The sequence below is a fragment of the Chloroflexota bacterium genome (genome assembly GCA_035652535.1).
In the GTDB taxonomy this organism is placed as follows: Bacteria; Chloroflexota; UBA6077; order UBA6077; family SHYK01; genus DASRDP01.
Window position 1 is genome coordinate 1 of the sequence record DASRDP010000004.1, and the last position, 14,290, is coordinate 14,290.

Annotated in this window: 8 protein-coding genes; all 8 read right to left on the reverse strand. The window is 68.6% G+C overall.

Annotation, left to right across the window (positions count from 1 at the left end; genetic code table 11):
• On the reverse strand, nucleotides 1–3,071 hold a 3,071-nt coding region (locus VFC51_00535), incomplete at its 3' end, for a right-handed parallel beta-helix repeat-containing protein (GenBank protein HZT05492.1).
• Nucleotides 3,072–3,475: 404 nt separating this feature from the next.
• Nucleotides 3,476–3,985, reverse strand: coding sequence for a hypothetical protein (locus tag VFC51_00540; protein ID HZT05493.1), 510 nt, complete (start codon nucleotides 3,983–3,985; stop codon nucleotides 3,476–3,478).
• Nucleotides 3,986–4,194: 209 nt separating this feature from the next.
• A complete protein-coding gene (locus VFC51_00545) occupies nucleotides 4,195–7,956 on the reverse strand; it encodes a DUF11 domain-containing protein (GenBank protein HZT05494.1) in 3,762 nt (1,253 codons plus the stop codon).
• A gap of 1,276 nt (nucleotides 7,957–9,232) precedes the next feature.
• Entirely contained in the window at nucleotides 9,233–10,318 is a 1,086-nt protein-coding gene (locus VFC51_00550; GenBank protein ID HZT05495.1) for a hypothetical protein, read from the reverse strand.
• Nucleotides 10,318–11,337: a dTDP-4-dehydrorhamnose reductase gene (rfbD, locus tag VFC51_00555; protein HZT05496.1), complete on the reverse strand. Its 1,020-nt coding sequence runs from the start codon at nucleotides 11,335–11,337 to the stop codon at nucleotides 10,318–10,320. Before rfbD ends, VFC51_00550 begins: the two co-directional genes overlap by 1 nt.
• 14 nt (nucleotides 11,338–11,351) lie before the next feature.
• Nucleotides 11,352–12,665 carry a glycosyltransferase family 87 protein gene (locus VFC51_00560; protein HZT05497.1) on the reverse strand — a complete coding sequence of 438 codons (1,314 nt, stop codon included), beginning with the start codon at nucleotides 12,663–12,665 and terminating at the stop codon, nucleotides 11,352–11,354.
• Complete coding sequence (locus tag VFC51_00565) at nucleotides 12,652–13,293, reverse strand: hypothetical protein (protein HZT05498.1); 642 nt, start codon at nucleotides 13,291–13,293, stop codon at nucleotides 12,652–12,654. Before VFC51_00565 ends, VFC51_00560 begins: the two co-directional genes overlap by 14 nt.
• Nucleotides 13,286–14,287 carry a glycosyltransferase family 2 protein gene (locus VFC51_00570; protein ID HZT05499.1) on the reverse strand — a complete coding sequence of 334 codons (1,002 nt, stop codon included), beginning with the start codon at nucleotides 14,285–14,287 and terminating at the stop codon, nucleotides 13,286–13,288. The genes VFC51_00565 and VFC51_00570 overlap by 8 nt, the downstream gene beginning before the upstream one ends.
• Nucleotides 14,288–14,290: the final 3 nt, after the last annotated feature.

Sequence of the window (14,290 nt, forward strand, 5' to 3'; positions counted from 1 at the left end):
GAGGTGTCCTCGGCCGCGAAGTCCCCGGCCGTGTTCAGATACGCGACGTTGTTCCAGAAGGCGATGCTGTCCGCGATGCCGTCGGTTCCAACGGTGTCGGCGTTTTTATGTTGGACGAGCACACCACCGCCCTGCGTCGGCGCCGACCCGAAGGTGAACGTGTTGTTATAGACCTGCATGTCGCTCGTGCCCGTGCAGACGCTGCACAGCGCGGCGAAGTTGCCCCCGCCCTGTAGCGACGTGTTGCGGGTCAGCACGTTGTCGTACACCCGAAGCCCCGGCACCTCGCCCAGAACCTTCAGGCCGCCGCCCGCGCCAATCGTGTCGCCGCAGCAGCCAGTATTGCTGGCGGAATTGGACTCGAACCAATTGTGGTGAATCGTCGCGTTGGGATCCTGAGTGGTGAGAATGTCGCCATTGCCCAGCTGGAAGGCGCCGCCGGCTCCTTGCGCGCTGTTGCGCGTGAACCGGTTCTCCCGCACCTCCAGACCGGTGCTGCCGCTGCTGCCGCCGAAATACACGGCGCCCCCACTGCCATCGGTCTTGTTACCGTCGAAGGTATTCCCCTTGATGAGCGCATTGGTGGTGGTGCGGGTTGCGTCCCAATAGATGGCGCCGCCATCGACGTCCGCGTTGTTGCCGCTGAAGGTATTGCCGATGACCTGGAATCCGTCCGAGGGAGCCGCGAAGGAGAGCGCGCCACCATCTTCGTACGCGTTGTTGCCCGAGAACGTGCTGTTGGTGATGGCGGCCGGCGTGCCCGCATTGTTGATCGTCGTGTCGTCGTAGAACGAGATGGCGCCGCCCCGGTCGTCGGTCGCCTTGTTCCCTCGGAACGTCGACCCGGTGACGAGCAAGCTGTTCACCAGAGCGTCGAAGAGGATCGCCCCGCCCTGGTCGTAGGATGAGTTGCCGATGAAGCTCGTATTCTGGATCGTCATATTCGGCGATTGCGCTTCGATCTCGATGGCGCCGCCGGAGCTGTTTGTCGAGCTATTGCCCTGGAAGGTGGCGTTCTTGATGGTGAAGTGGTCCATGACATACGACGACGAGGTGAAGATGGCCCCGCCGTCGCTTTGCGACGAGTTATTGGTGAAGCTGGCGCCGTCGATGGTCACCCGCGGCGAGGCGAAGTCAGGGCTGTTGCAGCTGCTGCACAGGAACGACACTGCCCCGCCCTGATAGTAGGACGCGTTGCCGCTGAAGCTCCCCCCCAGGATCTGGAGGTTCGGCATGCCGACGTCGAAGTGCACCGCGCCGCCGCCACCCAACTCGCCCGACCCGGCCGAGTTGCCCGTGAAGGTCTCGTTCTGCATCAGCACCTGGGCGTTCGGCTGGCCAAACGTCTCGGCGGTCGGCGGGGCCGGGGAGTACTCGCCGTAGCTGATAGCGCCGCCGCCATATTCTGCGGCGTTCTCCGTCCACGTGTTCCCGACGAACTGCAGACACGAGTTCGTCGCGCCGATCCACATCGCCCCAGCCGCACTGACGGCCGAGTTGTGGATGAAGGTATTTCCAGTGAAGGTCGTCGGCGCGCCGCAGGTCGAGTTGATGCCGCCCAGATGGATGGCGCCGGCGCGATCGTCGGCGAAGTTGCTGTCGAAGGTGTTGCCCGTGAAGGTGTGGTGGTACCCCTGGTCGCCGATCCGCAGCGCGCCGCCCTCGTAATCGCCGAAGTTGCCCTGGAACGTGTTGCCCGTGAACGTCGTGTTCCCGTTTCCGGAGCCGATGCTCACCGCGCCCCCGGCTGCATCGGACCCCGCAGCGTTGTTATTGAGAAACTGGTTCGAGGTGAAGGTCGGGCTGCTGTTGTTGCCCAGCGCGTTGCTGAAGTCGGGTCCGTTGCCCGACACCTTGACACAGCCGCCCCGACCGCCCTCGCTCTGGCCGTTGATGGATACGTTGGACTGGCAGGTATTCCCGGACATGGTCAGATTCTTGTTGGTCCAGCCAATGGCGATCGCCCCGCCCGAGCTGTTCGAGCTGTTGCTGGTGAAGGTGTTGCCGCTGATGAGCAGGTTGTCCACGTCGGTCAGCACCCAGAGGGCGCCGCCCTCCTGAGCCATGCTCCCCGACGTGGGAATGCAGCAGCTGCCGGTGTACATCGCGACGTTGTTCTCGAAGGTGTTGTTCGCGATCTGGCTGCCGTCGTTGTCCTCCAGGAGCGCGATCCCGCCCCCGCGGCTCGCCGAGTTCAGGCGGATCGCGTTGTTCCGAATCACGACCGGCGTGCCGATCCCGACGAAGATGGCGCCGCCAGCGTCGTCGACGCCGGTGTTGTTGAAGCCGGTGATCGTGAAGTTCTGGATCGTCACCGTTCCCAGGTTGTCCAGCACGCCGATGCCGGGCCCGGTGCTCGTATTCACGGTCGCCAGGGCGTTGGCCCTCGCATTGCTCTTGGGCGCCCCGACCCACTGGCTCACAAAGGCGTTGTAGATCCGCTGCGCGGTCGCCTTCGGATCGTTCTTCCCGCCGGACCGGGCGTTGCCCTGGCTGTTTGCGCGATGGGCTTGCTTCGCCGCGGCCCGTGCAGCGTGCCCCTTGCCGCTCCCGCCCTGGGCGTTGGCTCGCGCGCCTGCGTTCCGCCCGGCGCCGGTCCCGGAGCCCGGACCGGTGCCCGGCTTCGCCTGCTTGGTCGCGGGCCCGCTCGCTCCGCTGGTGTTGGCCCGCGCCCGCAGGGTCGCGGTCGCCGTGGCCAGCTTCGTCTTCGCCGCCGCCTTCGCCGTTGCCGCTTTCGCCTGGGCCGCCGCCACCTCCGCGGCGACGTTCTCGACGCCCGGCCCCTTCAGGTACGTGACGTCCTTCCCCTGACCCTGCAAGGTCAGCGTTTTGTCGATCACGATGGGCACGTCGATCTGGCAGTAGCTCACCCCGGGCCCCTGACTGACCGTCAGGGTATCGCCCGGGCTCGAGGCCGCGATCACGGCGTTAATGCCCGTGCCATCGGCGGAGCCCGTGCAGACGTAGCTCTGCGGGCTGCCCAGCGCGATCTGCGCCGGCACAAAGGGTAGGAGTGGCACGAGGGAAAAAACCACGGCGATTGTCGCGAGAATCGCAACGGATCGGTGCATCAACGTCCCCCCTGAATGTCGTCGTTTCGTGACACCGGTATCGCGGGAGCCGCCCTCCGAGGAGCGCGGCGGAGGAGATCCAGCGCCTAGTATAGTGCAAATCGAACATCTTGTGTTCGCAATTCGAAACGATTCGGAGACGTCGGCTCGTCACATTGTGACGGAGGAGCCCCGGCCCGCCGTTCACGGCGGCGGCTCTCGCCCAAGGGAGGGATGCCGCCCTAAAGGGCGGGCCTTCGTTCCCGGAGCCCCGGCCCGCCGTTCACGGCGGCGGCCCTCAGCCGCCCGGAAGGGCGGGCCTTCGTTCCCGGAGCCCCGGCCGGCCGTTCACGGCGGCGGCTCAATCCGCCCGCCCTTCCATGGGTTCAGGTTCTTCGCCAGGCTCAGGACGAGCGGGGGGCGGATCAGCCCTGGCGCCAGGCGCCCGAGACGCGCATCGTCAGGGAGCCGCCCGCGTCGTTGATCAGCGTCAGGGTCTCGTTGTCGCCGGACCCGGCGTGGCGAACGCCGACCGCGGCGGCCGACTTGTTCATGTCGGTCCACTTGTCGAGCGCCCGCTGGCAGTCCCAGTCGCCCGCCCGGACGACGCCGGCCAGGAACGTCCCATCGGACGTCTTGACGTGCATGAAGCCCGCCGTATCGCATTCGACGGTGGCGCCGGTCAGCTTCCCCTGGACAGTGCCGCCCGGGCCGTCGCCGAGCCCGAAATCCCCTTCGCCGAGGGGCTGCGCGTCGGCGGGAAGGGCCGCGGAATCGGGCGTCGAGAGCGGAAACGGCGTCCCAGCGGGGGCTCCCGGCTGAGACGAGCGCGCATCGTCGGCCCCACCGGAGCACGCGGCCAGCAGGCCAAGGCCGAGGATGAGGAGGCCGGTCCACCGGACCGGCCCGGCGAAGAATCGAGATCGACGAACCACGGCTGTATGTCTCCCCTTCGGCGCCCGAGCTGCGCGCCGGTCTCGCCTGATGGTACCCCGATTGGCCGCCACGAAGCGACCCCGATACAGAGCGAGGGGGCCCCCTTTCGGGAGCCCCCTCGCCTCGTCGGCTCATCCCTCGTTGGAGGGCGGCTCGCCCGTTGACACGCTGGGGGCGAGCGGTCCTCCGCGGAGGTTGGCGCCGACGGCTACGTCACCGACGTGAACTCCACGTCGCGATCATCGCTGCGGATGCTCGACGGCGGGTTGTTCGTGTAGGTGATCATGCCGCCGTTGGTGTTCTTCTCGCCCGCCAGGGCGCCGTTGCTGGCCGGGCCGAAGCCGTCGCCGCCGGTTGGGATCGAGTTCCTCGCCTCGGCGTCGGCGGAGAAGGAGCTGGCGGTCTGGGCCGCGGGCGCGTTCACCTGGACCACGATGGTTACGGTGTCACCCGCGTTGAGGCCCGCCATGGCGCACTGGTAGAAGCGCGTCGCCGCGCCGGAGCACGAGTCCGCAATCCGGCTCGACGTCACGGAGAAGACCGTCGCCCCGCCCGCTGGCGCGCCGCCAGATCCCGGGTCGCCGTTCGAGTTCCGGTCCGCGAGGCCGCCGCTCACGACCCAGCCCGGCGGCGATGGGTGCCCGCCCGCGCTGTTGTTCGTCACGGTGACGACGTACGCGAAGTCGGGCGCCGGGCTCGCCGAGTTGACCGGGTCGAGGTTGTCGTTGATCGAGACGACGAGGTTGTAGCTGTAGATCGTCGACACGGTGCCGTTCACCGTGTTGTTGGCGGGGGTGCCGTCGCCGAACTGCACCGCGCGGACGGCCGTCCACCCATGGTCACCCTGCGACGTGTTCGCCGCCGAGATCGCCACGTTGATGGTCGCGGTCGCCGTCGTCGCGCTCGGGTTCGACACCGTGCACGTCAGGACGTTGCTGGTGCCGATGCCCGTGCAGTTCTGCCACAGAGCGGTCCCGCTCGGGACGACGCTGGTCACCGTGTAGCCGGTGTCGAACGTCACCGTCACGGTGCCCTTGCCGACCGCCGTGCCCGCGCCGGTGGTTACGGTGACCGCCACGAAGTCGGTGCTATCGCCGCCGGAGGTATCGCGGGTCTGGAATAGCTGGGTCCCGATAGCGATCGACTCGTCGCCGCAGCTGATGGCCAGCGACGGCGTCGTCGAGCTGTTGTCGCCCGGCGTCGTGTCGGCCGGCGCCACGATGGTCGCCGTGTTGGTCACGCCGCTGGTGCAGGCGTTGGCCACCGTCGGGATCGAGATGATCGCGTTGGTGCCCGCCGCGATGGAGCCGCCCGTGCAGTGCACCGTGTTCGGCGATGGTGTGCTGTTCACGATGCAGGAGAACGAGTTGCTCGCCACGATGGAGCCGATGGTGAGCTGGCTCGGGACCGTGTCGTCAACGGAGACGCCCGTGGCCGTGCCGGTGCCCGTCGCGCTGATGGTCAGCGTGTAGGTCACGGCGCCGCCGGGGTTCGTCGCATTGGTCGACTGGGTCTTCACGATGCCGAGCTGGACCGTCGGCGTGCCCGTGGCCGTCGCGGTTGGCGTCAGCGTGTTGGTCACCGTCGGGGTCGGTGTCTGCGTGTTGCAGCCGGACACCGTGGTCACCTGGGTCGCCGTGTTGTTCGCCGCGGACGGCGACGTCAGCTTCGCGGTGTTGGTGATCGGTCCGCAGAACTGCGCGAGGCCGACGATGTGGATCGTGGCCGTCTCGCCGCTGGGGATCGAGCCGTCGCCGCAGCTCACCGTCTGCGTGCCGGGGAAGGTCGCGCCCACCTCGCCGCACACGATGCCGTGGTCGGCGTCGGTGCTCACGAACTGGACCTGACCGGGCAGCGTGTCCGTCAGGCCGATGCCGTTGATGGTCACGCCGCTGGTGTTCGCCAGCTGCAGGGTGTAGGTGAGGGTCTGGCCGAGGGCCACCGGGTCCGGATTGTCGGTCTTCACGAAGGAGAGGCCGCTCGCCGGAATCGCGGTCGCCGTCGACGTCGGCGTCTGGGTCACCGTCGGGGTTCGCGTCTGGGTGCTCGTGCCGGTCAGCGACGGAACGGTCGTCGGCGTGTTGGCGCCGGCGCCGCAGGCCGTCTGCGACACGGCCGTGTTGTTGTTGAAGTCGCTCTCGTTGACGTTGTGCGTCGGGTTCACGATGGCCACGTTCATGATGGCCGAGCAGGCCGCGTTCGTGCCGACGACGATGGTGATCGTCGCGCCGCCGTTCGGGCCGATCTGCCCGCCCGTGCACGTGACCGTGGGCGGAACGACGTTGCCGGGCGGGTTGACGCCCGCGTTGAAGTTGCAGACGAAGTTGCTGTCGCCTGCCGCGCTGAGGAAGGTGACCGCGTTACCCGGGTCGTTGGGATCCGACGAGTTGCAGAAGCCTGTCGTATTGTTCCCGTTCGCGCAGTCGAAGAAGATCCCGTTGTCCAGGATGTCCGTGACCGTCACGTTGTTGGCGCCGGCCGTGCCGGAGTTCTGGACGACCAGGGTGTAGGTGATCTCGCCGTTGTTGGGCCCGCCGCCCGGGTTGGTCACCGGGTCGGGCTGGTCCGTCTTCGCGATGTGCAGGTCCACCGCCGGGGTCGCGGTCGCGGTCGCCGTGTTGGTCGGCGTTCGCGTCACGGTCGGCGTGTTGGTCACCGTGCTCGTCGCGGTCGGCGCCGTCGCCGTGTTCGTCGCCGTCGCCTGGACGCATCCGTTGATGACCAAGTCGTTGGTCGCGGAGGGTCCGGGCGGCGTGTCAGACGGGTTCAGGGTCACGGTGTTGTGCACGGGGGACACGACCACGCAGGGGTTGTCCACCGTGACGAGGATGTTGATGCGGCTGATCGATGGAGTGGAGATGGTCCCACCCGGGATCGTGCCGCCGGTGCATCCCACCGTGTTGCCGAAGTTGCCGCAGTTGAAGCCGCGGCCGTCGATGTCGGCCGCGGCGAGGAAGTGCACGCCCGCGGGCAGCGCGTCCTCGACGGCCGTGCCCGGCGCCGCGGTCTGGCCGGAGTTCGTGATCGTGATGGTGTAGGTCGCCGTCCCGCCGGCGTTCACCGGGTTCGGGTTGGCGATCTTCGAGATGGAGAGGTTCGCCGGCGTAAAGGTCGCCGTCGAGGTCGGCGTCGACGTATTCGTCGGCGTGCTCGTCGGCGGAGGCGTCCCCGTCGCCGTCGAGGTGCTCGTCGACGTGTTCGTTGGCGCGAGCGTGTTCGTTCGTGTCGGCGTCGACGTGGGCGGCGTGCCCGTGTTGGTCGCCGTTCGCGTCGCCGTCGGCGGTACGACGATGGAAGAAAGCCCCGGAACGCCGCACAGGAGGTTTGAGACCCCCAACACAGCGCCGGTCGCTGTCCCCGTGATGACGACCACGCAGGTGAGCTGGCCGTTCGTGTTCACGTTCACCGTGGTCCCGGTCGTCACCTGGACGCCGTCGGTTCCAACGGCCCACACGATGTAGCCGGCTGCCCCGGGCGTCGAATCCCAGGTCACCTTCATCGTCGTCGTGGACTGGTCCAGCTCAACGCGCGCGTTGATTGGGACGAGCCCGTTTGCGATGCCAAACACGGTGCACAGCACGTCCGATCGGCTCGTCGTGCTGCCCGTCACGCCGACGAGCTGGTAGCAGGCCGCGCTCCCCGCCGAGGCGGGGACCGTGTCCTGGAAGAAGTCCAGCGTCGGCCCGAAGGGCTGGGTGGGGGTGACCGAGATCACCGCGTTGCCGCTGGCATTGCTCGTCATGCGCACCAGCGTGTACGTCGTCGCGCCGGGCGTCCACAGGAAGGCGACGTCCCGACTCCCGGGGCTCGCCTGGCTCGCAAGGCTCACGAGCGTGAAGTTCTCCACGCCCGCGGCTGCGGACACCTGGCCGGCCGGTTGGATGAGGCCAATGAGCCCAGCGGCGACGAGTGCACACAGCGCCGCTGCCCACAGGCCCATCCTCGGCCCGGACCGGTTACCGTCTATCATCGCTTGCGTTCCTCCGATGGATAAGTGTGTGAGAAACGAGAGCGGGAATAACGCCGTTGGAGCACCTCCGTGGGCTCCGGATTGGGGGGGATCGACGCGGGGGTCTGGGTTGCATGCAGTTCGCGCTCCTTCCTCCTAGCTTCCTCCGTCTTGGTTTGCGCGCTTCCTCGCGTCGCGCTTCTCAGCCGTCGCCCCCTTGACCGACGGCAACGCCTGATAGGCCCACCCAATACGCGCACGGCAGGCCTGCGCTGCGACGCAGACAATCACTCTACTGAAACGTTTTGCAAACCGAAATGTGACAGGGCACAGCGGACCACGTAACGAGTCCTCGACCGGTCACATCCATTCCAGCCTACCGTTGTACTCCTCAGACCGTCAAGCATTCGTTCCAATGCTGATACAGAACTGTGACTGCGCGGCCACACGGCCCGCATGCAATGGTCACGCGATCGAAACTGCGCCGCGCGACGGACCGGAACCGCGGGAAGGGCAGCCGTATGCCGGCTTAGCGTACCGGATCGTAACAAGCGAAAACAGTGAACGCACGCACACGGTGCGGGCGGGCCGGGTTGGTGAGGGCCGCCGCCGTGAACGGCGGGCCGCGGCTCCGAGAACGAGGGCCCGCCCTTCCGGGCGGCTGAGGGCCGCCGCCGTGAACCGCGCGCCGCGGCTCCGAGAACGAAGGCCCGCCCTTCCGGGCGGCATCCCTCTGTGTCCCGCCGCCGTGAACCGCCGGCCGGGGCTCCGCGAGCGAAGGCCCGCCCTTCCGGGCGGCATCCCTCCCTTGGGCGAGAGCCGCCGCCGTGAACGGCGGGCCGGGGCTCCGAGAACGAGGGCCCGCCCTTTAGGGCGGCATCCCTCCCTTGGGCGAGAGCCGCCGCCGTGAACCGCCGGCCGGGGCTCCGCGAGCGAAGGCCCGCCCTTTAGGGCGGCATCCCTCCCTTGGCTGAGGGCCGCTGCCGTGAACGGCGGGCCGGGGCTCCGAGAACGAAGGGCCCACCCTTCCGGGCGGCTGAGTGCCGCCGCCGTGAACGGCGGGCCGGGGCTCCGAGAACGAAGGGCCACCCTTCCGGGCGGCATCCCTCCGCTTGGTGAGTGCCGCCGCCGTGAACGGCGGGCCGGGGCTCCGAGAAGGAAGGGCCACCCTTCCGGGCGGCTGAGGGCCGCCGCCGTGAACCGCGCGCCGCGGCTCCGAGAACGAAGGCCCGCCCTTCCGGGCGGCATCCCTCAACCCATGGTGAACCGAAAACCCGTACCCTTGCGCCTGGCTGTACTACCGGAACGCGTCGACCCAGCGCTGCATCCAATCGCCCAGCTCAACGAACCCGCGCCGATAGTGCGCCGGGGCCCGCGAGCTCTGCGCGGCGCGCCGATACTCCTCGGTGAAGTGGGCGAACATCGTCCGATAGCTCGCGGGCGCAACGTTCTCGACGGCCCGGTCGACCAGCTCGTAGAACTCCCTGGCCATCAGATGCATGTACTGCTCGAGGCTGATGACCCGCTCCAGGTTGGTCTGCTTCGTGTGCTCGACCACGGGACGCCCGTAGGCGAAGAGGTCGCCCCGTCGGTCCATGAGCTTCTTGAGGATGTAGCCCCCCCAGATGTCGTCGTGGCGGGAGAGCTGCCAGCCCTCGATCCAGATGTCCGGCAGGAAGAAGTACGCGGGCGTGAGCTCGGCGATGAAGGCGGTGTTCATGCCGCACACGGGGATGTTCCCCAGGGCGACGCGGGTGCGCTCGCCGCTGGGGCCTGGATCGGCCGGCACCTCGCGCTGGAGCTTGTCCACACCGTTCATGTCGAGGATGTTGTCCCACAGCCCCATGTTGACGACCACGTTGCCGGTGGTCCGCCTGGGGGTTGGGGCCGCTTCGGCGTTGCGGTATTCGTACGGGTACCCGCGCGCGTAGATCCCCGGCTGCTCGATGGGGTTGATCCACTGCGCTTGGAGCGCTTCCGCGTCCCGGACCGGCCCGAGGGCATCGAGATGCTCGCGCATCCACGATGGGCGCGGGCGGCAGTCGTAGTCGAGGGCGATGATGACGTCGAAGCCTTCGCGATAGGCCACCACGTGCCCGAAATTGCGCGTCGCCGCGCTCTTGTGGGGGATCGCGTCGTAGTGGCTGCCCATGAACCGCCGCTGCGCGGCGTAGTCGAAGAAGCGCACATTGGGGCGTGGCGCGGGCGACAGGCGACCGTCACTGTCGTCCACGACGATGATCGGGATCTCCTCGGGGATGTACTCGAAGATGCGCCAGTCCGGATCGTTCGGGATCGGGATGACGACCGCCACTCGAGCGGTCGCCACGTCGATCGGCGGCACCGATGGGCTCGCCTGAGTCGCGCTTCGCGTCGAGTCCATCAGACACGCCGCCCGAGAGTCCCGGCGTGCGGTTCGCCGTCTGGCGACCGCTCGCCGGGGCAGGCAAATTGGGGAAATGCCGTGCGCAGATACTCCTCCAGCGACGACTCCCACGGCCGCATGGTGTTCAGACCCAGGCGATCGAGGTGCGCGTTGCGCATCATCTCCGATCGCGGGCGCGGGGCCGGATACTCTTCCCTGAAGAACTCGGACGGCACCGAGCGCAGCTCGACGTCGCTGCGGAGAACTTTGAGGATGGCTCGCGCGACATCGAACCGCGTGCCGCTGCCGAGACACGCCATGTGATACAGCCCGTACTCCTCCGTCTCCAGCAGCGCGGCGAAGCAGCGCGCGAAATCCGGCGCGTACGTTGGCGTTCCCCACTTGTCGTCCACGGCGTGCAACACCCTGGCCCCGGCGCGGATCTGGTGCAGGATCTTCGCGACGAACTTGTGGTCTCGATCGCCGCCGCCGACCATCCAGCCAGCGCGGACGATGAACGACCGGTCCACAAGCTCCCGCGTCCAGCACTCTCCCTGGAGCTTTGAGCGCCCGTACTCGTTGATCGGGATCGCCGGGTCATCCTCGGTGTACGGCTCGGTCTTTTCGCCATCGAAGACGCCGGCCGTGCTGACGTACGCGAGCGGGATGCCGTCCCTCCGGCACGCGCGAGCGACGTATTCCGTTCCGGCCGCGTTGGTGGCGAAGGCGTGCGCGGGCTGCGCTTCACAGAGGTCGACGTCCGTTTCCGCCGCCAGATGCACGACGAAGTCCGGGCGGGTCCACGCGAGCCAGGCGTCGATGGCCGTCGGCTCGCGCACGTCGAGGTGACCGAGCGGCGTCCCGGTCCGCGGGGCGCCCCGACCGTTTCGGGACAGCGTGCGATCGATGGGCGCACAGTCCTCCATCGCGGTGGACGCCCGAAGATCGGTGGGGAAGACGACATGGCCGGCGTCGGCGAGGGCCGGCGCCATTGCGCTGCCCAGCATTCCTCCCGCGCCGGTGATAAGGATACGCACGCGATAGGACCTCCTTAATGATCTGTCGAGGGCGCGGGAAGCCCGATGGCCCCCTCATGCTGCCCTGTCCCCCGAAGGGGGCGAGGGATTTCCGCGCGCCCGCCGGCGGGCAGCGTTGCGATGACCCACGCGAGCAGCGCGATGGCGCCGACGGTCCCCCAAACGGGCGCATCCAGCGCGGCGGGCCCGATGGCCAGCCAGGCGATCGACGGCGCGCCAAACACCACCGCCGCCGACGCGACGGCGACGCCCGGCCAGCGCCAGCGCGAAATGGGGGCGAAGCGGCCGCCCCGGGCCCGTCGGCGCGCCGAACGGGCGGCGAGGCGGACCTCGTGGACGAGAGTCGCGAGCGCTGCGCGGTCCAGCCAGAGCGCCGCGACGGAACAGGGAAGCAGAATGGCCACGTCCTGGTACACCAGACCCGGGAAGGCCAGCAGGCCGGCAGCCGTGAAACCGACGTACGCCCGGACGAAGGCCCGTCCAGATGGCGCTCGCCGCCGCCAGCGGTACGCCACCGTGAGCAGGGCGCCCGCTCCGATCGCCGCGGCGAGGGCGGCCGCGGCAGCCGCGTCCACCAAGGGCAGCCGCCCGATCCAGGGCATCCCGCCGGCCACCGGCCACGACACCCCCTCCATCGTCGGATCCCCGATGAACCCCCGGGTGCGCACCAACAACCCACCGTACGCCGCGACGCCGACCAGCCCGACGGTCCAGACGCCCAGGCAAATGAACGATGCGATCCCGACGAAGAACGCGAGCACCGCGCGGACCCGGCGCTGAACGATGATGAAGAGGAAGGGACCGAGGAGAATCCTCGGCTCGACGACCGCGAGGAGCGCCAGGCTGACGCCGCCGAGGTCCTCCCGACCCTGCGTGAGGGAGAGAAACGCGAGCACGAACAGCGCCAGGGTCACGCCGGCGGCCTGTCCGGAGAGCAGCGCCGACATGAGGGGCGCGCACGCGACGGTGAGGGCAATCGAGACGAGCACGACGGCGGCGTACGAGGGAGCGGGTCGCGTCAGCCCGAGCCCGATGGCGCCGGGGGTTGCGACCGTGCGCGCGAGGATCGCGATGCTCCCAGCGGCGACCACGACGTTCAGCATGACCCAGCCGACGGCCGCGAGAAAGGGTGTGACGGCGAGGCCGGGAAGAAACATCGATGCGGTGCGTTCCATCGTGCCAATGCGGGTCGAGAAGCCCTCCACCTGGCGGGCGAGCAGGGCGACGACGAAGATCCCCGCGACGAGGCGGGCCTGTCGCCGCAGGACGCCGCTCGTCCACGAGGAGAAATGGGTGGTCGACCGCGCGCGGGCCCTATCGATCGACACCGTTCATCACCTCTTCCTCCGCGGCGTCACCTGGCTCATCGATCCGGACGATGCGGGCTGGGGGACTCACGACGACGGCGCCGGCGGGGATCGAGCGCATGACCAGGGCATTGGCGCCGATCACGGCTCCGGCTCCGATCTCCACCGGGCCGAGGATCTTCGCCCCGTCCATGATCTTGCAGCCGTCGCCGATGGTCGGAAATCCATCCTTCTTGGGATCGTCGAACCCGCCCGACCCGATGTGCGCTCCGGCCAGCAGCGTGACGTTCCGGCCGATCCGCGTGCCGCCGCTGAAACCCGTGAAGATGGGGTGTGGCACGACGAGGCCCGGGCCGACCCGGGCGCGCGGCGCCATCTCGGTGCCAAAGATCAGGAGGTTGAGCAGAAAGAGGATCCGGGCGATGGGAAGCAGCCGGGCCCGATGGCAGGCGACGGCCAGACGAAAAATGACCACCGCCCAGAGGCCCGGTTGAGCGAGCACGTCGAGATGGCGGCGCAGCGAGGGCGGCCGCGCGCGCTCCAGGGCGACGAGGGCCTGGTAGTCCGCGCGGATCAGGTCCCAGAGCGAGAGGCCCTCGCCCAGGTCCAGCGCCACCGCGCCCGGCGCTTCGGTCCCTTTCCTAGCCACGGCCGTGCTCCTCGTGGGACGGCACCGGTTCGAGGCCCGCCCGGCAAAACGCCCACTGCGCGCGCGCCCGGGCCACCAGGTCGATGCGCGTCGGGCGGAGCGCTGCGGCGATGGAGAGCGCGACCCCACGGATGCCGAACCCCGCCACCTCGGCTGCGCGGAGGGCGGCGCAGCGCCGGGCTCCATAGCGGCGCGCGAAGTACGCATTGAAGGCGCGCACCGCCGCGGGCGGGGCTATGCCACCTGCCTCGGAAGAGCTGCGGCTCATGTAGTGGATGACCCGAGCATCGGGGCAGTACCAAACGTTCCAGCCCCGATCGCGGACACGCTGACAGAGGTCGACGTCGTCCATATAAATGAAGAAACGCTCATCCAGCAGGCCGACCTCCTCGAGCGCGGCCCGCCGGACCAGCATGCACGCGCTGGACACCCAATCCGGTCGAAACGCGCGGCGGACGTCCCGCGAAAGATACAGCCCCGCGAACCATGGGTGCGGAATCCCGAGGCGATCGACGAAGAGATAGTGGTTGATGGCCGTCCGGAGGGAGGGCGCCCGCCCGGCCGTTGTGCGCTGCCAGCGTCCATCCCCGAACTCCAAACGCGGCCCCACGACGGCCGCGCGCTCATCGGACCGCATGACACGCAGCATCTCGTCGAGCGCGCCCGGCCGGAGCCGCGCGTCGCTGTTGATGAGCAGGAGGAATTCTCCGGTGCTCGCTCGGATCCCGCGGTTGTTGGCGCGCGAGAATCCTTCGTTCTCCGCGTTCTCCAGCAGGCGGATCGTTGGCCATTCGTCGCGGACCATCTCGCGCGATCCGTCCGACGAGCCATTGTCTACCACGACGATCTCCATAGAGGCTTGACGCAATCCGTGGTCGACCACGCTCTGGAGACAGCCCTGCAGATGCGCGCGCGTGTTCCAGTTCACGATGATGACGCTCACACCCACCGTGGAACCCGTCCGCGCCGTGACCTCCGTCGTCTCGCCTGGCACGGT